A 25,632-nucleotide genomic window follows, 5' to 3' on the forward strand; every position below is an offset into this window, starting at 1 on the left:
CCAGGCAGGGGGCGGGGTCTCGTCGGCCTATCGGCCGAAGCGCCGGCGGACGGAGGCGACCGCGCCGGTGAGTTCGGTCAGGCCCAGGGGGCGGGCGAGCAGGAGCAGGACGGCGGCCGTCACGAGCAGGCCGGCGGCGAGGGCCGGGATGCTGCCGAGGCCGTCGGCGTACCGCGCGGCCGCGTGCCCGAGGGCCGCGGCGGGCACGGCGCCGGCCAGCAGGCGCAGGTGGGCGCCGAGCGCGGGCGAGCGCAGGACGGGGCCGCCGCCGAGCCGCCGGGCGAGGGTGAACGCCGTGACGGCGAAGCCCGCGAAGAGGGCCACCGAGTAGGCCCCGGCCATGCCGGTGACCGCCCAGCGCGGCGGCAGCAACACGTAGGCGGCCGCCGAGAGTCCGGCGTTGAGCGTGGCGATGACCAGGTTCAGGAAGAAGGGGGTGCGGGTGTCGGAGAGCGCGTAGAACCCGCGGGCGAGGACGTACTGCCCGGAGAAGGCGATCAGCCCGGGGGCGAAGGCCATCAGCATCCCGGCCATCACCGCCACGTCGTCGGGGCCGGTGCGGCCGTACCCGAAGACGCTGCCCATCACCCAGGGCGCGAGCGCGAGGAACAGGCAGGAGGCCGGGACCACGAGCGCGGCCGAGGACCGCAGCGCGTACGAGATGTCGCGGCGCACCGCCGCGAGGTCGCGGTCGGCGGCGGCCGCGCTCATCCGCGGCATCAGCGCGGTGACCAGGGAGACCGTCACGATGCCCTGCGGGACGGCCCACAGCAGGTACGCGTTGCTGTACGCGGTGTAGCCCGCGCCGCCGGTCACCCCGCCGGCCTCGGCGCGCTGCCCGGTGATGGTGGAGAGCCGGGTGACCACCCAGTAGCCGACCTGGTTGGTCAGGACGAGCAGGACCAGCCAGCCGGCGTTGCGCAGCGGGCGGGTCAGGCCGCTGCCGCGCCAGTCGAAGCGGGGCCGCCAGCGGAAGCCCGCGGCGCGCAGCGAGGGGACGAGGGCGAGGGCCTGGACCACGATGCCGGCGGTGGTGCCCCAGCCGAGCAGCCGGGCCTCGGAGGGGCCGATGCCGGTGTCGTCGAGGGTGGGGACCACGGCGAGGAAGAGCCCGAACACGGCGATGACGACGAGGTTGTTGAGGACGGGGGTCCACATCATCGCGCCGAACCGGCCGCGGGCGTTCAGCACCTGCCCGAGCAGGGTGAACAGTCCGTAGAAGAAGATCTGCGGGAGGCAGTAGCGGGCCAGGGCCACCGTCAGCTCCGCCTGCTCGCCGGTGTACTCGGTGTACGCGCCGACCAGCAGCGGGGCGGCGAGCACGGCGGCCGCGGTGATGACGAGCAGGGCGGCCGTGCAGGCCGTCAGCAGCCGGTCGGTGTAGGCGGCCCCACCGTCCGCGTGCTCCTTGGCGGCGCGGACCAGTTCGGGCACGAAGACGGCGTTGAGCGCCCCGCCGATGAGCAGGATGTAGAGGATGTTCGGCACGGTGTTGGCCACGGCGTATCCGTCGCCGAGGACACCGGTGCCGAGGGCGGCGACGACCACGGCGGAGCGGACGAAGCCGGTGGCCCGGGAGACCACGGAGCCGGCGGCCATCAGGGCGCCGCTGCGCAGCACCGAGCCCTTCGGCGCGGCCTCGGGCCCGGCGGAGGGTGCGGGGCCGGAGGGTTCCGGGCGGGTGTCGGTCGTGCTCACCGGCGCGCCAGGTAGGCCTGGAAGGCGCGGTGGAGCGCGTGGTTGGCCGCTCCGGGCATGGGGATCTCCCATTCTCCTAGGGTTTCGACGACCTGGCCGCCGGTGCCGAGCTTCCAGCGCAGCAGACCGAAGGAGCGGTCGTCGGGGTCGAGGGTGGAGGGTACCCCGCGCATGTCGTATTCGTCGGCTCCGAGGCTGTGGGCGTCGCACATCATGCGCCACTGGAGGGCGTTGCTGGGGCGGACCTCGCGGCGGTGGTCGGCGGAGGCGCCGGTCTGGTACCAGACCCGCCGGCCGGCCACGATCATGGTGTGCGCGGCGAGGATCTCGCCCTCGTGGCGGGCGAGGTAGAGGCGCATCCGGCCGGGCTGCTCGGCGTTCAGGACGGCGTACTGGCGCTCGTAGTAGGCGAGGGAGCGGCCGAGCCGGAATCCGTCGCGGTCCTCGGTCAGCCGGAGCAGCCGGTAGAACTCGGGCAGGTCGGCGGCGCTGCCCACGACGGTCTCCACGCCGGCCTTGCGGGCCTTGCGGACGTTGCGCCGCCATTCCTGGTTGAGCCCGGACCACAGGTCGTCGAGGGTGCGGCCGGCGAGCGGGACCCGGAAGACGTGCCGGGGCTGGGCGTCGCCGTCGGACTCGCCGCCGCAGCGGGTCCAGCCGCGGGTGCGCAGCCGGTCGGCGAGGGCCGCCCCGGCCGGGTCCACCTCGGTGGCGAGGAGGTCGGCGAGCCGGTGCCCGGGCCCGGTGCCGGCCTTGACGGCGGCGGCCTCCCAGCGCCGGTAGGCGGGCGCGGGGCCGATCCGGACGGCGAAAGCCCCGGCGGCGCGCAGGTGGCGCAGCAGCGGGTCGAGCCAGCGGTCGAGCGCGGGGTCGGACCAGTCGACGACCGGGCCCTCGGGGAGGTAGGCGAAGTATTTTCGGGTGCCGGGGAATTGGCGGAGGAGAACGAGGGCGGCGCCCGCCGTGCGGCCGTCGGGCAAGTGCCATCCGACCCTTTCCGCGCGCCAATGGTCCTTCACTCCGGCCCAGGACGGATATTGCAGGAAACTCGCCTGCCCGTGTTCTGCGAGGAATCGGCTGTATTCGGGGACGGACAGCGAGCGGACTTCGAGCTCCTGTTCCCGGGTCGGCCGGCTGCTGGTCACGAGCAGTGCACACACGGCAGTTGTCCTTCCTGTACATCCGGTGGGAGGCGGTGCACAGGACTCTCACAGGCGGCGATGACGGAACCGCACGCCGTTTGTGACCGGACGATGACCGTTCTGCTGCGGTCCACGTCACAACGCCGCAGGACGACTATTTCCGCGCGGCCGGGAACCTAAAGTCCCCCTGTCCCCATCTTGTTTGCGGACATACACATTTCCGGAGGGGTTTTCGTTGAGCCGTACACGCCGCACCCGCAGCATTCGCAGCACCTCGCCGTCGCGCCGCCTGCGCCGTCCCGCCCTCGCGGGCAGCGCCGCCCTGCTCGCCGCCGCGCTCAGCGCGTGCTCGGGGGGATCCGGCGGGGCGGGTGCCGGTTCGGCCGAGATGAAGAAGCCCGAGATGGCGATCGGCGTGAACCTGACGGGCGCCAAGGCGCCGGCGGGCAAGCCGGTGACGGTGACCCTCACCCAGGGCTCGAAGCTGTCCCTGGTCAAGGTCACCGACGCCAAGGGCGGGGAGCTGACCGGCCGGATATCCGCCGACGGGAAGACCTGGACCTCGGAGCGCAACGCCTCGCCCGGTACGGCGTACAAGGTGGCGGCCAAGGACACCGACGGGGCGGCGGCGGACGCGCAGTTCACGACGGCGGCCGCCGACCAGGTCAACAAGATCACCATCATGCCCGGGAAGGGCTCCGTGGTGGGCGTGGCCCAGCCGCTGTCCCTCGTCTTCGACAACCCCGTCACGAACAAGGCGGAGGTCGAGAAGCACCTCAAGGTGAGCTCCTCGAACCACACCGAGGGCTCGTGGGGCTGGATGAAGGACTACTCCGGCAAGGACCGGGTGGACTGGCGCCCCAAGGAGTACTGGAAGTCCGGCACGGACGTGAAGCTCGACATGGAGCTCAACGGGGTGGACTCCGGCAAGGACGGCGGCTATTTCGTCCGCGACTACAGCACCGAGTTCAAGATCGGCAAGGACCAGCGGATCACGGTGGACCTCGACGCCCACCGGCTGACGATGACCCGGGACGGCAAGCAGGTCCAGGACATCCCGGTCTCGGCGGGCACCCCGGGCGGCCAGAAGGCCTCCTGGGAGGGCAAGCTCGTGGTGATGGCCAAGGAGGGCACCATCCGGATGGACTCCCAGACGGTGGGCCTCGGCGACGCCTACGACAAGATGGTCGACTACTCGATGCGGCTGACCTGGTCCGGCATGTACGCCCACGCCGCCCCCTGGAACGCCGCCAACTTCGGCCGCGCCAACACCAGTTCCGGCTGCGTCGGGATGAGCGACGCCAACGCCTCGGCCCTGTACGCCGAGGTGCAGCCCGGCGACCCGTTCGAGGTGACCGGCAGCGGCTCCAAGGGCAAGCCCGAGCTCGGCAACGGCTACGGCGAGTGGAACCTGTCCTGGGCCGACTGGCAGGCCAAGAGCGCCCTCAAGGGCGGCTCCCCGCAGGGCTGAGCCCCTCCCGGGACCCGGCCCGAGCCCCCGGCCCGCACCCCGGCCCGGACCGGCCGCCGGGGCACCGGCACCCGGCCCCCCGGCCCCTCCCGGAAACCGAGCACGGCCCCGCCGGCGCGCAGCTGACCTTCTCCTCGCCCGGTGCCGACCCCTCGTACCCGTCGGTCCCGCTGCGCGAGCAGTGATCACCGGCTGCTGCCGGGGCGGGGCGGCTCGCCTGCGCCCCGGTCCCGGCGGCAGCCGGTCCGGGGTCCTCGGCTGGCCCGCCGTACGGGGAACCACCCCGCGGGACCTCAGTGCTTGAGGATCTTGGACAGGAAGTCCCGGGCGCGGGCGCTCTCGGGGGCCGTGAAGAACTCCTGCGGCGGCCGGTCCTCGATGATGCGGCCGTCCGCCATGAACACGACGCGGTTGGCCGCGGAGCGGGCGAAGCCCATCTCGTGGGTGACGACGACCATGGTCATGCCCTCCTGGGCCAGGCTCTGCATGACCTCCAGCACCTCCTGGATCATCTCCGGGTCGAGGGCGGAGGTGGGCTCGTCGAAGAGGAGGGCCTTGGGGTCCATGGCCAGGGCGCGGGCGATGGCCACGCGCTGCTGCTGGCCGCCGGAGAGCTGGGCGGGGAACTTTTCGGCCTGCGAGGCGAGGCCGACCCGCTCCAGGAGCTCCCGCGAGCGCCGGTCGGCCTCCTCCTTCTTGCGCTTGCGGACCTTGATCTGCGCCAGGGACACGTTGGCCAGGACGGTCTTGTGCGCGAACAGGTTGAAGGACTGGAAGACCATGCCCACGTCGGCCCGCAGGGCGGCCAGCTCCTTGCCCTCGGCGGGCAGCGGACGCCCGTCGAGGGTGATGGTGCCGGACTCGATGGTCTCCAGCCGGTTGATCGTCCGGCAGAGGGTGGACTTCCCGGAGCCGGAGGGGCCGATGACCACGACCACCTCCCCGCGGCCGACGCCGAGGGTGATGTCCTGGAGTACGTGCAACTGCCCGAAGTGCTTGTTGACGTTCCGCAGCTCGATCAACGGATCGACGGCCATGCGCTGCCCTACCCACTCTCGCTGTGCCGGGTCAGCGCAAACTATCCAGCCCGGAAGGGGACTTCACCTCGACACGCATAAAAGGGGCATAAACCCTACGGAGGTGGGACGCGGGCCCCGCCTGCCGGTCAGAGCTCGGAGGCCTCGGCGTAGACCTGGAAGAGTTCGGGGGACCCGGTCAGCGCCCAGGAGAGGCCGGACTCGACCACGTTCAGCTCGCGCCCCGAGGCCAGGCGGATCACCGGCTGCCCGTTCGGCCAGACGATCCAGCCGGCTCCCGGCACGCTCCTGATGATCACCGTGCCCAGGTAGAGGCCCGCGTCGTTGCCCAGCCAGGGCGCCGCCTCCGGGTCCCGCCGCCAGCGCGGCATGAGCTGGTCGAGGGCCTCCAACGATCCGGGGGTCTCGTCGAGTTCGAGTCCCGCCGCCCCCGCCTGGACCCGGAGCATCTCGCACTCCGACAGGAGTTCGGCCACCCCTGCGGGGTCGTCGGCCAGGGCGGCGGCCAGCCCGTGGCCCTGCCCCGCTTCGTGCCGTTTGAGCCAGTTGCCCAGGAAGGGGATGTTCATGGCACCAGCCTCGCATCCGTATCGGCCCGGTGGTCCCAGGCGCGCCTGGGCCCACCGGGGTCCCTGCCCTCAGACGTCCAGGTCGATGACGACGGGGGCGTGGTCCGAGGCCCCCTTGCCCTTGCGCTCCTCGCGGTCCACGTACGCGTCCTTGACCGCCTTGGAGAAGGCCGCGTTGCCGTACACCAGGTCGATCCGCATGCCCTTGTTCTTCGGGAAGGCGAGCATCCGGTAGTCCCAGAAGGTGTACGGACGGTCGTACTTGAGCGCGCGCGGGAACACGTCGGACAGCCCGGCGGCCTGCAGGGCCACCAGGGCCTCCCGCTCGGCGGGGGTCACGTGGGTGGCGCCCGCGAACACGGCCGGGTCGTACACGTCCTCGTCGGTCGGCGCCACGTTGAAGTCCCCGAGGACCGCGAACGGGCGCTCCCCCGCCGCGTCTTCGGCGACGGCGGCGGCCAGCGCGCGGAACCAGTCCAGCTTGTAGCCGTAGTGGTCGTGCTCGACCTCGCGGCCGTTGGGCACGTACACCGACCAGACCCGCACCCCGCCGCACGTCGCGGAGATGGCCCGGGGCTCCTGGACCCCCTCGTAGTCCGGTCCGCCCGGCAGCCCGGTCACCACGTCCTCCATGCCGACCTTCGACAGCAGGGCCACCCCGTTCCACCTGCCGGTGGCGTTGACCGCGGACTCGTAGCCCAGCTCGCGCAGCTCCTCGTGGGGGAACTGCTCGGCGGTGCACTTGGTCTCCTGGATGCAGAGCACGTCGGTGCCGCTGCTCTCCAGCCAGGCCAGCAGCCGCGGCAGCCGGGCGGTGATCGAGTTGACGTTGTACGTGGCGATGCGCATGCCTTCCAACCTACCGCCCGGCACCGACAGTCACAGGTCGGTCGCGTCACCTGCTGCGAGTCGCGCGTGCGGGGCCCCGCCGAGGGACTCCAGCGCGAAGTCGTAGATCGGCCGGGCGATGTCCGAGAGGTAGGCGTCGTGGATGTCGATCGCCCGCTGCGGCTTGACCTCGCGGACGTAGTCGATCACCTCGCCGACCTTGTTCCACGGGGCGTGGACGGGCAGCATCAGGGTCTCCACCGGGACCCCGGGCACGGTGAGCGCGTCGCCGGGGTGGAAGAGGGACCCGCCCACCAGGTAGCCGACGTTGGTGACGCGCGGCATGTCGGGGTGGATGAGCGCGTGCAGCTCGCCGTGGACCTGTACGTCGAAACCCGCGGCGGTGAAGGTGTCCCCGTTGCCCACCGTGTGCACGCGGCCCGGGTAGGCCGGGGCGAGCTTCTCCGCCACGCTGCGCAGGGTCCACAGCCGGGCCGCCGGGTTGGTGTCGAGGGCGGCGCGCAGCCGGCCCTCGTCGAAGTGGTCGGGGTGCTCGTGGGTGACGAGCAGGGCGTCCGCGCCGAGCCCGGCGTCCGGCTCGCTGAAGGCGCCGGGGTCGATGACGAGCGTCTGCCCGTCCTTCTCCAGCCGGACGCACGAGTGCAGCATCTTGGTGAGCTTCATGATCCCAGGCTATGGCCTGGGACGCGGGGCGTCAGGGGGTGACGGTCGAGACCACGTAGACGCGCGGCTGCTCCGGGTCGGTCATGTCCACGGTGACGTCCCGGGTGGGGTGCGGGTCGGGCTGCTCGTGCGTGGTGCAGACCCAGGTGCGGTCCTCGGGCCAGCTCCAGCCGGCCACCCCGGAGTCCCGTTCGCCGATGCAGACGCCCGGCTTCAGGGCCTCCGTGGAGGCGCCCACCGCCTTGAGGAAGATCCCGAGGTCCACGGGGTTGGTCGTGAACTGGACGTACAGCCGGCTGGTCCGCCAGTTGTTCGTCTCGTAGTAGCCCACGTTCGTGGACCAGTCGGGGACGGGCACCTGGTAGATGCCCCGCTGCACCCGGGAGGGCCAGCCGGCCCGGACCTGGGTGGCGCCCACCTTGGCGGCCTTGTCCCGGCCGCTGTCGCGGCTCTGCTCGGCGGAGATCGCCAGGTAGCCCGCGGGGATGCCGATGAGGAGCACGATGATGACCGCGGTCAGCCAGCGGCGGCGCACCACGTGCCGGCGGTCCTCGGGCGGCCGGGCGCCGCCCTCGTCGGGGGCGTGGGCCTGGCGGGGCAGGGTGGGGTTCACGGCTGGTCCTTCGTCGTGCTGCTGTCCCCCGCGGCAGCGCCGTCCGCGGCCTTGCGGCCGTCCCCGGCGGTGAAGCCGGTCCACAGGCGGCCGGCCTGGGCGTAGCGCTCGTAGCGCTCGACCCGGCGACGGTTGGCGCGCCGGAAGCGGCGGGCCACCAGCCGGGCCAGGTCGGCGGCGCCGACCATGCCGGCCTCGGGGCCCAGCTGGGCCTTGGCGATCCGGGCCTCGGGGCGGTAGCCGCGGCCGGTCAGGTGCCGGCGGAAGGCGTCCCGGGCGGGCCCGATGAGCAGGTCGTCCGCGGCGCTGACCCCGCCGCCGATGACGAAGCAGGACGGGTCGAGGGCGGCGGCGAGGTTGGCGATGCCCACGCCGAGCCACTGGCCGATGTCCTGGAGCAGCTCGACGCACATGGCGTCGCCCTCGCGGGCCAGCTCGGTGATGAGCGGTCCGGTGATCTCGGGGACGTTGCCCTTGACCCGCTCGATGATGTTGTACGCGACCGGGGAGTCGGCGGCGGCCAGCTCGCGGGCCTCGCGGACCAGGGCGTTGCCGGAGCTGTACTGCTCCCAGCAGCCGCGGTTGCCGCAGGGGCAGCGGTGGCCGCCGGGGACCACCTGCATGTGGCCGAACTCGCCGGCCACTCCGAACTTCCCCCGCTTGACCTGGCCGTCCTCCAGGATGGCCCCGCCGATGCCGGTGCCCAGGGTGATCATGACGAGGTGGTCCTCGCCGCGGCCGGCGCCGAAGCGCCACTCGGCCCAGGCGGCGGTGTTCGCGTCGTTGTCCACCATGACCGGGACCGCCAGCCGGGACTGGAGGGCGTCGCGCAGCGGTTCGTCGCGCCAGGCCAGGTGGGGGGCGAAGAGCACGCGGGAGCGGTTGGCGTCCACCCAGCCGGCCGCGCCGATGCCCACCGCGTGCACGTCGTGCCGGTCGGAGAGGTCGAGGACCAGCTCGACGATGGTGTCCTCGACCACCTTCGGGCTCTTGGACTTGTCGGGGGTCTCGGTCCGCAGCTTCTCCAGGATCACGCCGTCGGCGTCGACGACCCCGGCCATCACCTTGGTGCCGCCGATGTCGATGCCGACGGTGGGGACCCGCGGGGCGGTCAGGTGGGAGCGCCGCTCGCGGGTGCCTACGGTCCGCAGGACGGTGCCTCGCGCCGAGCCCCGGTGGGCGAGCGTGAACTCCCGGTACGTGCTCATCGAGTGCTGGTGTCCCTCAGTGTCCGTCGCGGTCCCGGTCGGGCCGTTCATCCGATTCTGCCACCCGTGCCAGTTCGTGGCTCAGCTCCTCCAGCTCGGAGCCGCCCGCCATCTGGCGGGTCAGCTCGTCCAGGGTGATGGAGTCCCGGGTGTGGCTGCCGGCCATCGCACCGCGCTTGAGCAGGACGAACCGGTCGCCGACCAGGTGGGCGTGGTGCGGGTTGTGGGTGATGAGGACCACGCCGAGGCCCGCGTCCCGGGCGGCCGCCACGTACTTCAGGACCACTCCGGACTGCTTGACCCCGAGGGCCGCGGTGGGCTCGTCGAGGACCAGCACCTTCGCCCCGAAGTACACGGCGCGGGCGATGGCCACGCACTGCCGCTCGCCGCCGGACAGGGTGCCGATGGGCTGGTCCACGTCGCGCAGGTCGATGCCCATGCGCAGCAGTTCGCTGCGGGTGGTCGCGCGCATGCGGGCCACGTCGAGGCGGCGGAATGGGCCGCGGCCGCGGGTGGGCTCGGAGCCGAGGAAGAAGTTGCGCCACACCGGCATCAGCGGGACCACGGCGAGGTCCTGGTGGACGGTGGCGATCCCCAGGTCCAGGGCTGCCCGCGGGTTGGCCAGCACGGTCTCCTCGCCCTCGATGCGGAAGGTGCCGGAGTCGTGCCGGTGCAGTCCGGCGATGATCTTGATGAGGGTGGACTTGCCGGCGCCGTTGTCGCCGAGCACGCAGGTGATCTCCCCCGCGGAGACCTCCAGCGACACCCCTTCGAGGGCCTTGATGTGGCCGTAGTGCTTGCTGACGCCGTCCAGCTCGATCAGGGCGGTCATGCGGTCGCCTCCGCGCGCTTGCGCACCCAGGCGTTGAGCAGGGTGGCCAGAAGGAGCATCGCTCCGAGGAAGAACTTGAACCAGTCGGGGTTCCACTGGGCGTAGACGATGCCGTTGCTCGCCATGCCGAAGATGAACGCGCCGACCGCCGAGCCGACGGCGGAGCCGTAGCCGCCGGTCATCAGGCAGCCGCCGATGACGGCCGCGATGATGTAGAGGAACTCGTTGCCCACGCCCTCGCCCGACTGCACCACGTCGTACGAGAACAGGATGTGCTGGCCGGAGATCCAGGCGCAGAGGGCCACGCCCATGTAGAGCCCGATGCGGGTCTTCACGACGGGCACGCCGACCGCGCGGGCGGCGTCCGCCCCGCCGCCGACCGCGAAGATCCAGTTGCCGGCGCGGGTGCGCAGCAGGATCCAGGTGGCCAGGGCCACCAGGGCAAACCACCACAGGATGGTCACCTTGAGGGTGACGGGGCCGATGGTCCACTGGGAGGCGAACAGGGCCCGGGCGGAGGGGAAGCCCTCCATGTCCCCGATGGCCTTGGTGGAGACCGTTCCGCTGATCAGCTTGGTGAAGCCGAGGTTCAGGCCGGTCAGCATCAGGAAGGTGCCGAGGGTGATGATGAAGCTGGGCAGCTTCGTGCGGGTGAGCATGAACCCGTTGAAGAACCCGAAGGCCAGGGTGACCAGCAGCGAGACGCCGACGCCCACCCAGACGTTGGCCGTCATCTGGTAGCTGAACATCGAGGAGACCAGCGCCGAGCTGGTCACCATGACACCGGCGGACAGGTCGAACTCCCCGCCGATCATCAGCAGGGCCACCGGCACGGCCATGATCCCGATGGTGGACGCCGAGTACAGGACGGTGCTGAGGCTGCTCGCGCGCAGGAAGCTGTCCGCGGCGAAGGAGAAGAACACGAACACGGCGGCGGCGCCGACGACCGCGCCGAGCTCGGGCCGGGCCAGCAGCCGCTTCACGGCGGAGACCGGTGCGAGCCGCTCGTCCCCGGCCGCGGGGGCGGAGGCGGTCACCGGCTGCCCCGCTTGATGTACGACTCCAGCGCGGCGGCCTGGTCCGCGGTGACGATCTGGGGGCCGGTCAGCACCGGGCGGCCGCCGCCGAGCACGTCGGCGTTGTAGCGGTAGAGCCACAGCAGGTCCACGGCCTCGTACCCCTGGAGGTAGGGCTGCTGGTCCACGGCGAAGCCGAGGGCCCCGGACTTGAGGTCACGGGCGACGGACTCGTTGAGGTCGAAGGTGTCGATCTCGGCCTTGCTGCCGGCCGCGTCCTTGGCCTTCACGGCGGTGGGTGCGAAGGGCGCGCCCAGGGTGACGACGGCGTCGACGGAGGGGTCGGACTGGAGCTTCGCCTGGATCGCCGCCTGCACGGACGGCATGTTGGTGCCTTCGACGTACAGGTTCTCCAGGGTGCCGCCGAAGGTCTTCTTCGCCCCGGCGCAGCGCTGCTCGTGGCCCACGTTGCCCTGCTCGTGCAGGACGCAGACGGCCTTCTTCCGCCCCCGGCGGGTCAGCTCGGAGCCGACGGCCTCGCCCGCGATGACCTCGTCCTGGCCGATGTGGGTGAGGGCGCCGTACTCCTTGGACTGGGCGGAGCCCGAGTTCACAGTGATCACGGGGATGCCGGCCTTGACGGCCTTGCCGATGACGTCCTTGAGCGCCTCGGGCTTGGCGAGGCTGACGATGATGCCCTGGACCTTCTGGTCGATGGCGTTCTGCACGAACTGGGCCTGCTGCTGCGCCTGGTCGTCGTGCGAGTAGACGAAGTTGATGTTGTCCTTGGCCGCGGCCTCCTTGGCGCCCTTCTGGACGATGTCCCAGAAGGTGTCCCCGTCGCCCGCGTGCGTGACCATGGCGAAGGTCCAGCGGGGCGTGGACACGGCCGGGCGGCCCTGCTCGGCTGCCGCGCGGGCCCGCTCCTCGGCGCGCTTGCCGCCCGTACTGCTGCATCCCGCGAGGGAGGCTCCCAGCACCGCCGCGAGCAGCACGCCCACGGCGCGTGCCGCCCCTGTCCGAACCCTAGCCACGTCGCCGCGCCCTTCCCATGCATCGAGTAAATACGGCCATACCGATTCCAGCCGCCCAAGTATCCGCCACCCGGACCGGAACGCCGAACCCGGTGGAAACGCGGCAAACGCCGAAATGATTGACAGGTGCCCGTCGCGGGGCCACGTTGAATCCATGCGTATCGGGCTCATCGGGACGGGCCGGATCGGATCGTTCCACGCCGCGGCGCTCAGCAGGCATCCCGACGCCGGCTCCCTGCTGCTGGCCGACGCCGTTCCGGCGCGGGCGCTGGCGCTCGCCGACCGGCTGGGTGCCACGGCCGCGCCCACCGTGGACGCCGTCTTCACCTGGGGCGTGGACGCCGTGGTGATCACGTGCGCCACCGCCGCCCACCCCGGGTTCATCACCCGGGCGGCCCGTGCCGGGCTCCCGGTCTTCTGCGAGAAGCCGGTCGCCCCCGACCTGGCGGGGACCCTGGCCGCCCTGGCCGAGGTGGCCGCGGTGGGCGGCACGCTCCAGCTGGGGTTCATGCGCCGCTTCGACGCGGGCTACCGGACCGCCCGGGAGCTGGTCCGCACCGGGGCCCTGGGCAGGCTGCACACCGTACGGACGATGACCGCGGATCCGGCCCCGCCGCCCGCGGGGTACCTGCCGGGCTCGGGCGGGTTGTTCCGGGACTGCCTGGTGCACGATTTCGACATGGTCCGCTGGGTGACCGGCCAGGAGGTGGTGGAGGTCTTCGCCGCCGGCTCGGACGCGGGGCCCGCGATGTTCCGGGAGGCGGGGGACGTGGACACGGCCGCCGCGGTCCTCAGGCTCACCGGCGGGGCCCTGGTGACCAGCACCGGCACCCGGTGCAACGGCGCGGGCTACGACGTGCGGATGGAGCTGGCCGGGGAGCTGGACCAGGTCTCGGCCGGGCTGGACGACCGCACCCCGATCGCCTCGACCGAGCCGCAGGGCCCGCCGCCCGCGAGCAAGCCGTGGACCGGCTTCCTGGAGCGGTTCGCCCCCGCGTACGAGGCGGAGCTCGACGCGTTCGTGCGGCTGGTGCGCGGGGAGGGCGAGAACCCGTGCTCCGGGCAGGAGGGACTGCACGCCCTGCGGATCGCGGAGGCGTGCGAGCTGTCGCGCCGGGAGCACCGGCCGGTCCTCCTGTCGGAGGTGCCGGCCGGCCTTCCGGTCCGCTGAGGGGCCGGGCCTGCGGACCGCGGTGCGGCTGCGGGCCGGCGCCGAGGGGCACGACACGGCGGCTACCAGCGCACCGGCATCCGCTTGACGCCCCGGATCAGCGAGGCGGTGATCCACTCGTACGGCTCGGCGTCCGGCACCGCGGAGAGGTCCGGGAAGCGCTCCAGCAGGCCGCGGAGTGCGATCTTCGCCTCCATCCGGGCGAGCGGGGCGCCGATGCAGAAGTGGATGCCGTGCCCGAAGGCCAGGTGGCCCTGGGGGGCGCGGCGGATGTCGAACCTGGCGGCGTCGGGGAAGCGCTCCTCGTCGCGGCCGCTGGCGGCGATGGAGACGAGCACCGGGTCGCCCTTGGCGATGGCGACCCCGGCGATCTCCATGTCCTCGCGGGCGAAGCGGAACGTCGCGTTTTCGACGGGCCCGTCGTAGCGGAGCATCTCCTCGATGGCCCCGTCGAGGAGCCCGTCGAGGTCGGCGCGGAGTGCGGCGAGCTGCTCGGGGTGGTCGAGCAGGGCGCGCACCCCGTTGGCGATCAGGTTGACGGTGGTCTCGTGGCCGGCCACCAGCAGCAGGAAGGCCATGCCGATGAGCTCTTCCCCGTCGAGCTGGTCCCCGTCCTCGTCCTGGGTGCGGATGAGGGCGCTGATCAGGTCCTCGCCGCCGGCGGCCCGCTTGCGCTCGATGAGTCCGGCGAGGTAGGCGGCCATGTCCTGGAGGGCCTTGAGCTCGGTCTCCGGGCTCTCGGGCGCCAGGATCTCGTTGGACATCAGCCGGAAGGGCTCCCGGTCGAGGTCGGGGACGCCGAGCAGCTCGCAGATGACGGTCATCGGCAGCGGGAAGGCCAGGGACTCGATGAGGTCGCCCTGCCGGCCCGGGTCGGCGGCCATGGCGTCGAGGAGCGCGTCGGTGACCTCCTGGATCCGCGGGCGCAGGGCCTCGATGCGGCGGCCGGTGAACTCGCGGGCGACGAGCTTGCGCAGCCGGGTGTGGTGCGGCGGGTCCGCCTCCAGCATGTTCCGGTTGACCTCGGTCGCGCGGGTCTGCTCGGCGTACTGCTCGTGGGTGCGCCAGTCCTTGTGCAGGGCCGGGTTGGCGAGGGCCTGTCTGCCCTCCTCGTAGCCGATGACCAGCCAGATGTAGTTGCCCTCGGCGTCCTTGACCCGGTGGACCGGGCCCGTCTTGCGCATCTCCTCGTAGTGCGGGTACGGATTCGCGTTGAAGTCCTCGGCGTAGTTGGTGATGTCCATCAGTGGCATGTCGGCCACCCCTCCCCCGTAGATTTGATCAGCTCAGCCTACGAGTAGCACAGCCGGCAGGGGCGGTTTTCGGACATCCGTTCAGGCCGGTTCCGGGGCCGCGGCACGGCGGCCCCAGGCGGTGCCGGCCAGCACCAGGGCGGCGCCCGCCAGGCCCGCGGCGCCGAGGTGTTCGCCGCCCAGGGCGATGCCCGCGGCGGCGGCCCACAGGGGTTCGGTGCCGAGCAGGAGGCTGACCCGGGAGGGCGAGCTGCGGCGCACCGCCCACATCTGCACGAAGAAGGCGAAGAGGGTGCAGAACACCGACAGGAACAGCAGCCCGGCCCACTGGGCCGCGCCGAAGCCGGCCGCCGCCTCCCAGGGCGTGCTCCCGCTGCCCGGCAGGGCTGCGAGCAGGGCGAACACGAGCACCGCGGCGCCGAGCTGGACGGTGGTGAGCGAGAGCGCGTCGGCCCCCTGGACCGCCTTCAGCCGGGACATGAACAGCACGTGGGCGGTACGGGCGAGGGCCGCGAGCAGCATCAGCAGGTCGCCGCCGGAGGGGGCGGTGAACCCGGCCCCCTGGGTCAGCAGGACCACGCCCGCCACCGAGACCCCGGCCGCGGCGAGGAAGGCAGCCGGGGGCCGGACCCGGCGCACCGCGGCCTCGGCGAGTGGCGTGAAGATCATGGTCAGGCTGATGATCAATCCGGCATTCGTGGCAGACGTGTGCACCACCCCGTACGTCTCCAGCAGGAAGATCCCGCTGAGCACCAGGCCGAGCAGGCCGGCCCCGCGCCACTGGGCGGGGGTCAGCGCCCGCAGCCCGCGGCGGCCGGCGAGGACGAGCACGGGCAGGACGAGGGCGAAGCGCAGGACGAGGACGGCCACCACGGTGTGCGCCAGGGTGATGCCCTTGGCGGCGAGGTAGCTGCCGCCCCAGACGGCCGCGACGAGCAGGACCGGCAGGTCTGCGGCCCAGGGGCGGCGGGGGGCGAGGGCGGGCGCGGCGGCGGCGCTGGCGGAGGTCACCGGTTTCTCTCCAACGGCTGGGTGCGGGTGGAGGCTTCGGCGGCTCGCACGGGGGTGATCACCGTACCGGGGGAAACGGGTGACTGCTACACCTTTCTCCGGCCGCGCGCGGGGGTGCAGGCCGGGGAGGGCGGGGCGCCCGGGACCGGGCGCGGGCATGCTTGTGGGGCGTACCGGCGCTGTCTTCCGGTACGCCCCACGGGTCCGGGCACGTGCAGGCGCTGTCTTCCGGCACGTGCCCGGTCACGGGCGGGTGTCGCTTCGCCCGGGTCTCATGCGGCTGCGGGTCAGCCGTTCAGCTCCTGGTGGCGGGCGGTGAGCGCCGCCGTGCCCTGCTCGGTCAGCGAGCCGTACAGGCGCAGGCGGGAGAAGCCGCCGTCCGGGAAGATGTCGATCCGGACGTGGGTGCCGACCGCCGGGGTGTCGAGCACGAACCGGTGGTTGGTGTCGGGCTGCAGGCGGGTGCGGGGCAGGAACTCCGTCCACTCGCCCTCCTCGCCGGTCTTCACCGAGAGGGAGGCCCAGCCGGCCGAGTTGCCCTTGAGGTAGGCGGTGTCGATCTCGACCGCGCGGATCTCGGACTCGGCGACGAGCTGGTAGCGGATCCAGTCGTTGCCGTTGTCGCGGCGGCGGGCGGTCTCCCAGCCGTCGTCCATCTTGCGGGAGCGGCCCGGGTTGATGGTGTTGGTCGGCGGGGAGTAGAAGCGGTTGGACGCGTCCTGGACGGCGCCGCCGTTCTCCAGGGCCACCACGTCGAAGGAGCCGAGGGCGGCCAGCCACTGCGGGTCGGGGAGGACCTCGCCGTAGACGCGCAGGCGGGCGATGCCGCCGTCCGGGTGCTGGTTGACGCGCAGGTGCGTGAAGCGCTGCTCGGCGGTCACCTCGAAGCCGTTGGCCGCGTGGCCGCCGACCGGGGTGCGCGGGACGATGGTCGTCCACTTCACGTCCTCGCCCTGGAGCTCCTCCGGAGTGGGCGCGAGGGCGCCCTCCCAGTTGGTGCCCTCGATGGAGACGGCCTGCGGCATGTTGCCGCGGAAGTGGGCGGTGTCGACGACGATGCCGCGGATCACGCCGGGGGCGCCGAGGCGTACGAGCGCCCAGTCGTGGTCCTCGGGGGTGGGCCAGGGCTGCTCGGCGGAGACGCCGCGGCGGCGGCGGGTCTCCCAGCCGTCCATGACCTTGCCCTTGTGGCCGAAGTCCTCGGGGTCGAAGTGCGCGGCCTCGGAGATCAGCAGGTTCTCGCGCTGGGCGAAGAACTCGTCGTTGGCGGCGATGACGCCCGCGCCGAGCTGCCGGTCGGCGAGGTTCGCGTACTGGGTGAACGGGAACTCGGCCGTGCGGTAGTCGGCGTACGGGTCGCCGCCTCCGTACGGGTTCGCGTTGCCGGTGTAGGAAGGAATCGCCGTCACAGTCAGTTCTGCCTTTCGAGGAGTCGGCCGGTGGGCTCGGACGGGGTGCCGTGGGCGGCGATCTGCGCACCGCGCAGCCAGGTGGACTTCACGACGCCGTGCAGGGTCCTGCCCGCGTACGCCGTGACCTGGTTGCGGTGGTGGAGCTCGGCCGGGTCCACGGTGAAGGTCTCTTCGGGGGCGAGGACGGCGAAGTCGGCGTCGCGGCCGGCCTCGATGGCGCCCTTCTGGCTCAGCCCGGCCAGCCGCGCGGGGGCCTCGGACATCCAGCGGACGACGTCCTCCAGGGTGCGGCCGCGCTTCTTCGCCTCGGTCCAGACGGCCGGCAGGCCCAGCTGGAGGGAGGAGATGCCGCCCCAGGCGGTGGCGAAGTCGGCCGTCTTGAGGTCGGCAGTGGAGGGCGAGTGGTCGGAGACGATGCAGTCGATCGTGCCGTCGGCGAGCGCGTCCCAGAGCAGGTCCTGGTTGGCGGCCTCGCGGATGGGCGGGCAGCACTTGAACTCGCTGGCGCCGTCCGGGACCTCTTCGGCCGTCAGGGTGAGGTAGTGCGGGCAGGACTCGACGGTGATCCGTACGCCCTCGGCCTTGGCGGCGGCGATCAGCGGCAGCGCGTCGCTGGAGGACAGGTGCAGGACGTGCACGCGGGCGCCGAGCCGCTTGGCCTGGGCGATCAGGTTCTCGATCGCGGTGTTCTCGGCGTCGCGCGGCCGGGAGGCGAGGAAGTCCGCGTACTTGGGACCGGGCACGACGGGCGCGCTGCCCAGGTGGTGCGGGTCCTCGGCGTGCACGATCATCAGGCCGCCGAAGCCGGTGATCTCGGCGAGGGAGGTCGCCAGCTGCTCCTGGTCGAGCTCCGGGAACTCGTCCACGCCGGACGGGGAGAGGAAGCACTTGAAGCCGAAGACGCCGGCCTCGTGCAGCGGGGCGAGGTCCTTGACGTTGTCGGGCAGGGCGCCGCCCCAGAAGCCGACGTCCACGTGCGCCTTGGCGCGGGCGACCTCCTGCTTGATGCGCAGGTGGTCCACGGTGGTGGTGGGCGGCAGGGAGTTGAGCGGCATGTCGAGGATCGTGGTGATGCCGCCGGCCGCGGCGGCGCGGGTGGCGGTCCAGAAGCCCTCCCACTCGGTGCGGCCGGGGTCGTTCACGTGGACGTGGGTGTCGACCAGGCCGGGGAGCAGCACGTCGTCCCCGAAGTCCTCCAGCCGGGCCTGCGCGGGGACCTCGGCCTCGTACGGCAGCACGGCCGCGATCTTCCCGGCGGCGACGGCGACCGAGGCCGGGCGCGTCCCCTCCGGGGTGATGACGCGCGTCGAGCGCAGTACCAGTTCCACCGCCACGTCGGACACCCGGAACCTCCCGTATCTACTTCCACAGAGCGAAATTCAACGTTCTGTTGACGGAGTCTTCACGCCAACTCGGGGGCCCGTCAAGAGTGCCCGGACGGTCACCCGAGCGGTACGCGCCGCAATTGGATGTTTCCACAGAATGGAATTAAGATTTCGCTCTACAGAACGTAGCTATCACCACGGAGAGCACACCGGTCGCCACACCGAGGCCCGGCCCACCCGGGACAAACCCCCTCTGACCGGCGGGTACGGTCCGGCCCCTCGCACTAGGGCGGCCGACCCGCGCCCGGTAGGCTGCTTCCTTGCCTGCCAGCACCGAAAGGATCGCGCCGTGCCGACGTCCAGCGCCAGCACCACCGACGCTTCCGCCAAGACCGCCGCAAGCGGTGGCGTCCAGTCCCTCGAGCGCGCCTTCGATCTGCTCGAACGGATGGCCGACGCCGGGGGCGAGGTCGGCCTGAGCGAGCTCTCCGCCGCCAGCGGACTGCCCCTGCCCACCATCCACCGCCTCATGCGCACCCTGGTCGCCTGCGGATACGTCCGCCAGCAGACCAACCGGCGCTACTCCCTCGGCCCCCGCCTGATCCGGCTCGGCGAGTCCGCCTCGCGGCTGCTGGGCACGTGGGCCCGGCCGTACCTGGCCCGCCTGGTCGAGGAGACCGGCGAGACGGCCAACATGGCCCTGCTCGACGGGGACGAGATCGTCTACGTCGCCCAGGTGCCGTCCAAGCACTCCATGCGCATGTTCACCGAGGTGGGCCGCCGGGTGCTGCCGCACTCCACGGGCGTCGGCAAGGCGCTGCTGGCGTACACCCCTGCCGAGGAGGTGCGCGCGCTGCTCGCCCGTACGGGCATGCCGGCCGCGACCGAGAAGACCATCACCACCCCGGAGGGCTTCCTCGAGGCGCTGGAGCAGGTCCGCAAGGCGGGCTACGCGGTGGACGACAACGAGCAGGAAATAGGAGTCCGCTGCCTCGCCGTGTCGGTGCCGAACTCGCCGACCGCCGCGGCCATCTCCATCTCCGGCCCGGCCGGCCGCGTCACGGAGGCCGCGACCGAGACGATCGTCCCCATCCTCCAGAACGTGGCCGCGGAACTCTCGGTGGCCCTCGCCAACCAGAACCCGGCGTAGCCGGGCCTGCCCGGACCTGACCGGGCCGCGCCCGGAACCCGGCCGTCCTGGGCCGACCGCCGACGAAGCGGGCTCCGGTGCCCACCGGGGGAACCCTTCCCGCTCCGCGGGCGCACGAGGCGCGAGGGCAACACCCAGCCCCTCCGGCGCTTGAGGAGCGGAGTTCGGGGCCGGAGCCCCGACACGACGGCGGCCGGCCGCCCGCCAGGCGTGGCAACCCTCCCCGCTCCGCGGACGCACGAGGCGCGAGGGCAACACCCAGCCCCTCCGGCGCTTGAGGAGCGGGGTTCGGGGCGGAGCCCCGACACGACGGCGGTCGGCTGGCCACCGGGCCTGGCAACCCTTCCCGCTCCGCGCACGCACGAGGCGCGAGGGCAACACCCAGCCCCTCCGGCGCTTGAGGAGCGGGGTTCGGGGCGGAGCCCCAAGAGCAACCCGGCTGGCGCCGGGCACCGGGCTCCGCCCGGACCCGCGCCTCAATCGCCGGCGAGGCTGGGGGTTGCCCCCTCGGGCGTCAGGCGGGGACGGGCGTGGGGGTGAGGCGGCCGTCGGTCATGGTGAGGGTGCGGTCCACCCGGGACAGGTGCGTACGGTCGTGCGTGACCAGCACCGTCGCCGTCCCCCGCTCCCGCGTCAGGTCCACCAGCAGGTCGAGCACCGCCTCCCCCCGCTCGTGGTCCAGCGCACTCGTCGGCTCGTCCACGAGCAGCACCGAGGGCTCGTTCATCAGCGCCCGCGCAATGTTCGCCCGCTGCCGCTGCCCCCCGGACAGCTCGTGCGGCCGCCGGTCGGCCTTCTCCGCCAGGCCCACCGCGTCCAGCAGCTCCAGCGCCCGCCGGCGCAGCCGCCGCGACGGGCGCCCGGAGATGTGGGCCATCACCTGGAGCTGCTCGGCGCAGGTCAGCGAGGGCAGCAGGTTGGGCTGCTGGAACACGATCCCGATGTGCTCGCGCCGCAGCGCGGACCGTCCGGCCGCCGACAGGCTCCCGGTGTCCCGGCCCGCCACCACCACCCGCCCGGAGTCGGGGGTCACCAGGGTGGCCGCCACCGCGAGCAGGCTGGACTTGCCCGACCCCGAGGGGCCGACCACCGCCGCCAGGGTGCCCGCCGGCACGTCCAGGTGCACCGCGTCCAGGGCGGTGAGCCGGCCGTCGCCGTCGGGGTAGGTGAGCGTGACGTCGTGGACGAGGAGGGTCATCGGGCGCTCCCGAGTGCGGTCAGGGGGTCTACGGCGGTGATCCGCCGGATGGACAGCGCCGCGCCGAGCACTCCCAGGCCGGTCATGACCAGGGCGGGGACCAGCACGGTCGGAAGGTCGAGCACGAAGGGCACGTCCCCGCCGCCGATCAGCGCCCCGATGCCGGCCGCGAGCAGCGAGCCGAGCCCGGTGCCGGCGACCAGCATGGCGACGGCCTGGCCGAGCGCGTCCTTCAGCAGGTACGGCGTGGCGGCGCCGAGCGCCTTGAGGACGGCGATGTCCCCGCTGCGCTGGATGGTCCACACCGTGAAGAAGGCCCCTATGACCAGGGCGGAGATGGCGAAGAGGAAGCCGCGCATCAGCTGGAGCGATCCGTTCTCGGCGGTGTACGAGCCGATGGCGGTCAGCGCCTCGTCCCGCGTCAGGGTCTTCGTACCGGCGGCCGCGTCGCCCGCCGCGAGGTCCGCGGACCCGGTGGTGCGCAGCGCGACCACGGTGGCCTGCGGCTGCGGAGGGCTGCCTGCGCCGCCGATCCGCTGCCAGTCGTCGAGGGCCACCCAGACCACCGGCGTGTGGCTGAAGGCCGCCGTGCCGGCCACGGCCGCCACGGTCTCCGTCACCCCGCCGATCCTCACGGTGTCCCCGGCGCCCACGCCGAGCTCCTCGGCCGCCTTCTCCGACAGGATCGCCCTGCCCGGCCCGAGCGGGGCGTCCGGCACCCGCGGGGCCAGCCCGGAGTCCGGTGCCACGCCGAAGGCCGAGACGGCGGCGGCCCGCTCGCCCGCGGCCGCGTTGAGGGTGCGGATCCCGAGCGGCTCGGCCGCGTCCACCCCGGGCCGGCCGGCCCAGCTGCGCCAGGCGCTCTCGGGTACCGAGGAGTTGGTGAAGGACACCTTCCGGTCCCCTGCGGGGGCGGCGAAGGCCAGGTGGTCGGCGGGCAGTCCGGTCACCGCCGAGGTGTTCTCACGGGCCAGTCCGGACGTGAGCCCGGACAGCAGCCCCACCAACAGGGTGATCAGCACCACGACGGCGCCCATCAGGGCGAAGCGGCCCTTGGCGAACCGCAGATCTCTCCATGCGACGAACATGTCCCCCACCTTGGCCGTGCGGGCGGGCGCCGGGCATCGCGCCACGGGAGGCATCCTCGGGTCAAAGGGTGCACCCGGACATCGAACTTTCGGTTGACCGCCGCCGGGGCCCGCCCGCTTAGGCTGGTCGGGACATGGAATCCAGCCCCGCCCGTCCCGCCCGCCCCCTGACCCCGGTCTCCCGCATCCTTCGCCTGTGCCTGCACGCGCTGCTGCTGGGCCTGCTGGTGCTGGCCGCCGTACGGGCGGCGGCCGACGGCGAACCGCACCCCGGCCGGGCCCTCGGGGCCGCCGCCCTGACGGCCGCCGTGTACGCCGCGGGGGTACGGGCCCCGGCCGTGCAGCGCTCGCTGCGGGCGCGGGCGCTGTGGCTGGCGGTGCTGCTCGCGGCCTGGGCCGGGCTGCTGGCGGTGTCCCCGGTCGGCGTGTGGATCGCCTTCCCGCTGTACTTCCTCCTGCTGCACCTGCTGCCGCTGCGGTGGGCGCTGCCGGCGGTGGCCGTGACCGCGGCCGGGGCGATCGCCGGGTTCATCGCGCACAGCCCGGCCGTGAACGCGGGCGCCTTCCTCGGCCCGGTGCTGGGTGCGGCGGTGGCCGTGGCCACGGCCCTGGGCTACCAGGCGCTGTACCGGGAGAGCGAGCGGCGGCGGGAGCTGATCGAGGAGCTGATCGCCACCCGGGCGGAGCTGGCGGCCGCCGAGCGGACCGCCGGGACCATGGCGGAGCGGGAGCGGCTGGCCCGGGAGATCCACGACACCCTGGCCCAGGGCCTGTCCTCGATCCAGCTGCTGCTGCGGGCGGCCGAGCGCGCCCTGCCCGCCGGCGCCCCGGCCGCCGCGCACATCGCGCAGGCCCGGCAGGCCGCCCAGGACAACCTGGCCGAGGCCCGCCGGTTCGTCCGCGCGCTCACCCCGCCCGACCTGGAGCACGGTTCGCTCGCGGCCGCCCTGGAACGGTTGTGCGGCGCCGCGCCGGGCCCCCGGGTGCGGTTCTCGCTCAGCGGCACCCCCGCCGAGCTGCCCACCCCGTACGAGGTGGCCCTGCTGCGGATCGCCCAGTCGGCGCTGGCCAACGTGGTGCGGCACGCGGCGGCGGAGCGCGCGGAGATCACCCTGACCTTCATGGACTCCTCGGTGACCCTGGACGTCGTGGACGACGGCCGGGGCTTCGAGGCTGCCGCCGTGCTGTCCGCGCCCTCCGGAACGGGCGGTTCGGGACCGCCCGGGGAGGGCGGCTTCGGGCTTCCGGCGATCCGCTCGCGGGCCGAGTCCCTGGGCGGCACCTTCACCGTGGAGTCCGCCCCCGGCCAGGGCACCGCCCTGGCCGTCACCCTGCCGCTGCCCGTGGAGCAACCATGACCATCCGCCTGCTGCTCGCCGACGACCACCCGGTGGTACGGGCGGGGCTGCGTGCGGTCCTCGACACCGAACCGGACTTCGCGGTGGTCGCCGAGGCCGCCACCGCCGAGCGCGCGGTGGAACTCGCCGCCGCCGAAGAGGTGGACGTGGTCCTGATGGACCTCCAGTTCGGTGCCGGGATGCACGGCTCGGAGGCCACCGCGGCCATCACCGCCCGGCCCGGCGCGCCCCGGGTGCTGGTGCTGACCACGTACGACACGGACGCCGACATCCTGGCGGCGGTCGAGGCCGGGGCCTCCGGCTACCTGCTGAAGGACGCCCCGCCCGAGGAACTGGCGGCGGCGGTGCGCACGGCGGCGGCGGGCCAGTCGGCGCTGGCCCCCGCGGTGGCCCTGCGGCTGATGGACCGGATGCGGACCCCGGCCGAGTCGCTGACCAAGCGGGAGCTGGAGGTGCTCCAGCTGGTCGCGGACGGCCTGTCCAACCAGCAGATCAGCAAGCAGCTGTTCCTCAGCCAGGCCACGGTGAAGTCCCACCTGGTGCACATCTACGCCAAGCTCGGCGTGGACTCGCGCACGGCGGCCGTGGCCCAGGCGGGGGCGCGCCGGCTGATCCGTACCCCGTAGGGCGGTCGGCCGGGCCCCGAGGCCTCCGCCGGGTTCAGGCCACCCAGTGCGGGCGGTCCACGGCGGGGGCCAGCGGCACCCCCTCGTGGAAGGCGGCGGCCAGCCGGCGCACGGCTTCTTCCAGGTACTCGGGGGGCAGGGTGTACGGGATCCGCAGCCGGTGTTCGAAGGTGCCGGGGTCGGCGCCGAAGCGGGCGCCGCGGCTGATGTGGACCCCGGCTTCGCGGGCCCGGTCGGCGAGCGCCGAGCTGACCGGCTCGCCGAGGTCCACCCACAGGGAGAGCCCGCCGGGCGGCAGCTGCCAGCGCCATTCGGGGGTGTGCCGCTGGAGGGCCGCGACCAGCGCCGAGCGCCGCTCGCGCAGCTGCTCCAGCCGCGCGGGCAGGCCGCGGTCGAGGGTCTCCAGCAGCCGTACGGCGACCAGCTGGTCGAGCATCGAGCCGGTCATGTCGGCGGCCGCGCGGACCGCCGTCAGCTCGGTGATCAGCTGGGTTCCGGCGCGGATCCAGCCGACCCGCAGGCCGCCCCAGTGGGTCTTGCTCAGGGAGCCGATGGTGAGGACGTGGTCCGCGGAGCCGCGGGCGCCGAGGGAGGCGAGCGGGGCGGGCCGGGGCACGTCGAGGGCGATGTCGGCGATGGTCTCGTCCACGACGAGCCAGCTGCCGGCCCGCCGGGTGGCGGCCAGCAGCCGCAGCCGGTCCTCCTCGGGCATCAGCAGGCCGGTCGGGTTGTGGAAGTCGGGCACCACGTAGGCCACGCGCGGTTCGGTCTGGCGCAGGGTGGACTCGGCCATCTCCAGGTCCCAGCCGCGGTCGGACACGGCGACGGGCGCGGCCCGCAGGCGGGCGTGGCGTACGGCGTCCAGTGCGTTCGCGTAGGCCGGGTTCTCGGTCATGACCCGGTCGCCGACCCGGCAGAGCAGGCCGAGCGACAGCACGAGGGCCTGCTGGGCGCCGGCGGTGACGAGGATCTGGTCGGGGCGGGTGGGCAGGCCGTACCGGGTGTAGCGGCCGGCGATGGCGGCCCGCAGCTCCGGCAGGCCGTACGGGCGGTAGCCGGGGGTGCGCGACAGCTCGGCCAGGCGGGGTGCGGCCCAGGCCAGGGCCTCGGGGAGGGCCCCTTCGGGTGCGCCCATGGCGGCGATGGCCAGGTCGATGCCGGAGTCGTCCGGGACCAGGGCGTGGACCCCGACGGGGGCGTGGCCCTCGGGCAGTTCCGTGAAGGTGCCGGAGCCGCGGCGGCTGCGTACGTAGCCGCTCTCGCGCAGGAGGTCGTAGGCGGCGGTGACGGTGGCCCGGCTGGCCCCGACCGCCTCGGCGAGCTCGCGCTCGGCGGGGAGCCGCACGTGCAGGGGGACCCGGCCGTCGAGGATCAGGCTGCGGATCGCCTCGGCCAGGGCCCGGTAGCCGGGGCGGGCCAGGACCTCCGGGGGGAGCAGGGCCGCGAGGCGGCGGCTGCCGAGGGTTCTGTCCGCCGTATGGACCACTCTTGCGTCTGCCATGCCAACCTCCCCTGATTGGCTCTGCCGTCCAGGCCAATCGGCCCCCAGAATCGCCTTATTGGCCTTTGATTGGCAAGGGAGATCCGATGAACGCGCACGGTCAGAGCTCCACCCACGAGTCCGGTTTCCTCCTGACCGACCGCGGGGAGCGGGCGCTCCAGTACGCCCACGAGTCCCGCACGGCCGCGCCGCTGCGCCTGGGCCCGCTCCTGCGCACGGCCCGGCACGCGCTCCGCGCCCTGACCGCCGGCCGGCCGCGGACCCGGCCCGCCGCCGGGCTCGCCCGCGCCGGGGAACGGCCGGTGCGGACGTAGGGGCGGGGCCGGGCCGGTGCAGACAAGGCCGGGAGCGGGGGCCGGTCCACCGCGCGGCGGCCGCGAGGCCGGGGCTCGGGCCCGAGGCCGGGG

At 73.3% G+C, this 25,632-nt stretch carries 24 protein-coding genes; 6 read left to right on the forward strand and 18 right to left on the reverse strand.

What is annotated here, in order from left to right:
• Positions 1–27 precede the first annotated feature (27 nt).
• The gene (gene murJ, locus ACZ407_RS22465; RefSeq protein WP_468130884.1) at positions 28–1,770 is read right to left on the reverse strand and encodes a murein biosynthesis integral membrane protein MurJ; all 1,743 of its coding nucleotides are present in this window, start codon (positions 1,768–1,770) and stop codon (positions 28–30) included.
• Complete coding sequence (locus ACZ407_RS22470; RefSeq protein ID WP_468130886.1) at positions 1,695–2,858, reverse strand: lipid II:glycine glycyltransferase FemX; 1,164 nt, start codon at positions 2,856–2,858, stop codon at positions 1,695–1,697. The genes murJ and ACZ407_RS22470 overlap by 76 nt, the downstream gene beginning before the upstream one ends.
• A gap of 217 nt (positions 2,859–3,075) precedes the next feature.
• On the opposite strand from ACZ407_RS22470, the gene ACZ407_RS22475 reads away from it, so the two are divergent.
• On the forward strand, positions 3,076–4,311 hold the full coding sequence (locus ACZ407_RS22475) for a L,D-transpeptidase (protein ID WP_468130888.1): 1,236 nt from the start codon (positions 3,076–3,078) through the stop codon (positions 4,309–4,311).
• Positions 4,312–4,604: 293 nt separating this feature from the next.
• Here ACZ407_RS22475 and ACZ407_RS22480 read toward each other — a convergent pair whose 3' ends face one another.
• The 9 genes from ACZ407_RS22480 to ACZ407_RS22520 all read right to left on the reverse strand — a co-directional run bounded on the left by ACZ407_RS22480 (position 4,605) and on the right by ACZ407_RS22520 (position 12,132).
• Complete coding sequence (locus ACZ407_RS22480) at positions 4,605–5,348, reverse strand: amino acid ABC transporter ATP-binding protein (protein WP_468130890.1); 744 nt, start codon at positions 5,346–5,348, stop codon at positions 4,605–4,607.
• 128 nt (positions 5,349–5,476) lie between these two features.
• Positions 5,477–5,917, reverse strand: coding sequence for a DUF6278 family protein (locus tag ACZ407_RS22485; RefSeq protein WP_468130892.1), 441 nt, complete (start codon positions 5,915–5,917; stop codon positions 5,477–5,479).
• Between the two features lie 69 nt (positions 5,918–5,986).
• Positions 5,987–6,766: an exodeoxyribonuclease III gene (locus ACZ407_RS22490; protein WP_468130894.1), complete on the reverse strand. Its 780-nt coding sequence runs from the start codon at positions 6,764–6,766 to the stop codon at positions 5,987–5,989.
• 30 nt (positions 6,767–6,796) lie between these two features.
• Positions 6,797–7,429 (reverse strand): MBL fold metallo-hydrolase, encoded by a 633-nt coding sequence (locus ACZ407_RS22495; RefSeq protein ID WP_468130896.1) that lies wholly within the window; start codon positions 7,427–7,429, stop codon positions 6,797–6,799.
• Positions 7,430–7,460: 31 nt separating this feature from the next.
• Complete coding sequence (locus ACZ407_RS22500) at positions 7,461–8,042, reverse strand: hypothetical protein (RefSeq protein ID WP_468130898.1); 582 nt, start codon at positions 8,040–8,042, stop codon at positions 7,461–7,463.
• Positions 8,039–9,250: an ROK family glucokinase gene (locus ACZ407_RS22505; RefSeq protein ID WP_468130900.1), complete on the reverse strand. Its 1,212-nt coding sequence runs from the start codon at positions 9,248–9,250 to the stop codon at positions 8,039–8,041. Before ACZ407_RS22505 ends, ACZ407_RS22500 begins: the two co-directional genes overlap by 4 nt.
• Before the next feature lie 16 nt (positions 9,251–9,266).
• Positions 9,267–10,082, reverse strand: a complete 816-nt coding sequence (locus ACZ407_RS22510; protein WP_468130902.1) for an ATP-binding cassette domain-containing protein — start codon at positions 10,080–10,082, stop codon at positions 9,267–9,269.
• Positions 10,079–11,119 (reverse strand): ABC transporter permease, encoded by a 1,041-nt coding sequence (locus tag ACZ407_RS22515; protein WP_468130904.1) that lies wholly within the window; start codon positions 11,117–11,119, stop codon positions 10,079–10,081. The genes ACZ407_RS22510 and ACZ407_RS22515 overlap by 4 nt, the downstream gene beginning before the upstream one ends.
• Positions 11,116–12,132 (reverse strand): sugar ABC transporter substrate-binding protein, encoded by a 1,017-nt coding sequence (locus tag ACZ407_RS22520; protein ID WP_468130906.1) that lies wholly within the window; start codon positions 12,130–12,132, stop codon positions 11,116–11,118. The genes ACZ407_RS22515 and ACZ407_RS22520 overlap by 4 nt, the downstream gene beginning before the upstream one ends.
• 154 nt (positions 12,133–12,286) lie before the next feature.
• Here ACZ407_RS22520 and ACZ407_RS22525 point away from each other — a divergent pair, with 154 nt between their 5' ends.
• Complete coding sequence (locus ACZ407_RS22525) at positions 12,287–13,303, forward strand: Gfo/Idh/MocA family protein (protein ID WP_468130908.1); 1,017 nt, start codon at positions 12,287–12,289, stop codon at positions 13,301–13,303.
• Between the two features lie 62 nt (positions 13,304–13,365).
• On the opposite strand, the gene ACZ407_RS22530 is transcribed toward ACZ407_RS22525, so the two are convergent.
• From ACZ407_RS22530 to allB, 4 genes are all read right to left on the reverse strand, one after another.
• Positions 13,366–14,556: a cytochrome P450 family protein gene (locus tag ACZ407_RS22530; RefSeq protein WP_468130910.1), complete on the reverse strand. Its 1,191-nt coding sequence runs from the start codon at positions 14,554–14,556 to the stop codon at positions 13,366–13,368.
• 81 nt (positions 14,557–14,637) lie between these two features.
• Positions 14,638–15,567 (reverse strand): DMT family transporter, encoded by a 930-nt coding sequence (locus ACZ407_RS22535; protein ID WP_468130912.1) that lies wholly within the window; start codon positions 15,565–15,567, stop codon positions 14,638–14,640.
• A 287-nt stretch (positions 15,568–15,854) separates the two neighbouring features.
• The gene (alc, locus tag ACZ407_RS22540; RefSeq protein WP_468130914.1) at positions 15,855–16,976 is read right to left on the reverse strand and encodes an allantoicase; all 1,122 of its coding nucleotides are present in this window, start codon (positions 16,974–16,976) and stop codon (positions 15,855–15,857) included.
• A 2-nt stretch (positions 16,977–16,978) separates the two neighbouring features.
• Positions 16,979–18,313 carry an allantoinase AllB gene (gene allB / locus ACZ407_RS22545; RefSeq protein WP_468131105.1) on the reverse strand — a complete coding sequence of 445 codons (1,335 nt, stop codon included), beginning with the start codon at positions 18,311–18,313 and terminating at the stop codon, positions 16,979–16,981.
• A 340-nt stretch (positions 18,314–18,653) separates the two neighbouring features.
• On the opposite strand from allB, the gene ACZ407_RS22550 reads away from it, so the two are divergent.
• On the forward strand, positions 18,654–19,454 hold the full coding sequence (locus ACZ407_RS22550; protein ID WP_468130916.1) for an IclR family transcriptional regulator: 801 nt from the start codon (positions 18,654–18,656) through the stop codon (positions 19,452–19,454).
• Positions 19,455–19,968: 514 nt separating this feature from the next.
• Here the strand turns inward: ACZ407_RS22550 and ACZ407_RS22555 are convergent.
• A complete protein-coding gene (locus ACZ407_RS22555; protein ID WP_468130918.1) occupies positions 19,969–20,652 on the reverse strand; it encodes an ABC transporter ATP-binding protein in 684 nt (227 codons plus the stop codon).
• Positions 20,649–21,740 (reverse strand): ABC transporter permease, encoded by a 1,092-nt coding sequence (locus tag ACZ407_RS22560; protein WP_468130920.1) that lies wholly within the window; start codon positions 21,738–21,740, stop codon positions 20,649–20,651. Before ACZ407_RS22560 ends, ACZ407_RS22555 begins: the two co-directional genes overlap by 4 nt.
• Positions 21,741–21,874: 134 nt before the next feature.
• On the opposite strand from ACZ407_RS22560, the gene ACZ407_RS22565 reads away from it, so the two are divergent.
• Positions 21,875–23,098 carry a sensor histidine kinase gene (locus ACZ407_RS22565; protein WP_468130922.1) on the forward strand — a complete coding sequence of 408 codons (1,224 nt, stop codon included), beginning with the start codon at positions 21,875–21,877 and terminating at the stop codon, positions 23,096–23,098.
• Positions 23,095–23,724, forward strand: coding sequence for a response regulator (locus tag ACZ407_RS22570; RefSeq protein WP_468130924.1), 630 nt, complete (start codon positions 23,095–23,097; stop codon positions 23,722–23,724). Before ACZ407_RS22565 ends, ACZ407_RS22570 begins: the two co-directional genes overlap by 4 nt.
• A 34-nt stretch (positions 23,725–23,758) precedes the next feature.
• Here ACZ407_RS22570 and yczR read toward each other — a convergent pair whose 3' ends face one another.
• A complete protein-coding gene (gene yczR, locus ACZ407_RS22575; RefSeq protein WP_468130926.1) occupies positions 23,759–25,225 on the reverse strand; it encodes a MocR-like transcription factor YczR in 1,467 nt (488 codons plus the stop codon).
• Positions 25,226–25,311: 86 nt separating this feature from the next.
• Between yczR and ACZ407_RS22580 the strand changes: the two genes are divergently transcribed.
• On the forward strand, positions 25,312–25,539 hold the full coding sequence (locus ACZ407_RS22580) for a hypothetical protein (RefSeq protein ID WP_468130928.1): 228 nt from the start codon (positions 25,312–25,314) through the stop codon (positions 25,537–25,539).
• Positions 25,540–25,632 lie beyond the last annotated feature (93 nt).

It is taken from the genome of Streptomyces sp. NPDC030809 (assembly GCF_055572195.1).

Excerpts from the sequence above, each read along its gene's own strand:
- ACZ407_RS22505 (WP_468130900.1), bottom strand. The coding sequence starts at position 9,250 with ATGAGCACGTACCGGGAGTTCACGCTCGCCCACCGGGGCTCGGCGCGA.
- murJ (WP_468130884.1), bottom strand. The coding sequence starts at position 1,770 with ATGGGAGATCCCCATGCCCGGAGCGGCCAACCACGCGCTCCACCGCGC.
- ACZ407_RS22560 (WP_468130920.1), bottom strand. The coding sequence starts at position 21,740 with ATGTTCGTCGCATGGAGAGATCTGCGGTTCGCCAAGGGCCGCTTCGCC.
- ACZ407_RS22525 (WP_468130908.1), top strand. The coding sequence starts at position 12,287 with ATGCGTATCGGGCTCATCGGGACGGGCCGGATCGGATCGTTCCACGCC.
- ACZ407_RS22555 (WP_468130918.1), bottom strand. The coding sequence starts at position 20,652 with ATGACCCTCCTCGTCCACGACGTCACGCTCACCTACCCCGACGGCGAC.
- ACZ407_RS22530 (WP_468130910.1), bottom strand. The coding sequence starts at position 14,556 with ATGCCACTGATGGACATCACCAACTACGCCGAGGACTTCAACGCGAAT.
- ACZ407_RS22490 (WP_468130894.1), bottom strand. The coding sequence starts at position 6,766 with ATGCGCATCGCCACGTACAACGTCAACTCGATCACCGCCCGGCTGCCG.
- ACZ407_RS22570 (WP_468130924.1), top strand. The coding sequence starts at position 23,095 with ATGACCATCCGCCTGCTGCTCGCCGACGACCACCCGGTGGTACGGGCG.
- ACZ407_RS22565 (WP_468130922.1), top strand. The coding sequence starts at position 21,875 with ATGGAATCCAGCCCCGCCCGTCCCGCCCGCCCCCTGACCCCGGTCTCC.
- ACZ407_RS22580 (WP_468130928.1), top strand. The coding sequence starts at position 25,312 with ATGAACGCGCACGGTCAGAGCTCCACCCACGAGTCCGGTTTCCTCCTG.
- ACZ407_RS22510 (WP_468130902.1), bottom strand. The coding sequence starts at position 10,082 with ATGACCGCCCTGATCGAGCTGGACGGCGTCAGCAAGCACTACGGCCAC.
- ACZ407_RS22495 (WP_468130896.1), bottom strand. The coding sequence starts at position 7,429 with ATGAAGCTCACCAAGATGCTGCACTCGTGCGTCCGGCTGGAGAAGGAC.
- ACZ407_RS22480 (WP_468130890.1), bottom strand. The coding sequence starts at position 5,348 with ATGGCCGTCGATCCGTTGATCGAGCTGCGGAACGTCAACAAGCACTTC.
- ACZ407_RS22485 (WP_468130892.1), bottom strand. The coding sequence starts at position 5,917 with ATGAACATCCCCTTCCTGGGCAACTGGCTCAAACGGCACGAAGCGGGG.
- yczR (WP_468130926.1), bottom strand. The coding sequence starts at position 25,225 with ATGGCAGACGCAAGAGTGGTCCATACGGCGGACAGAACCCTCGGCAGC.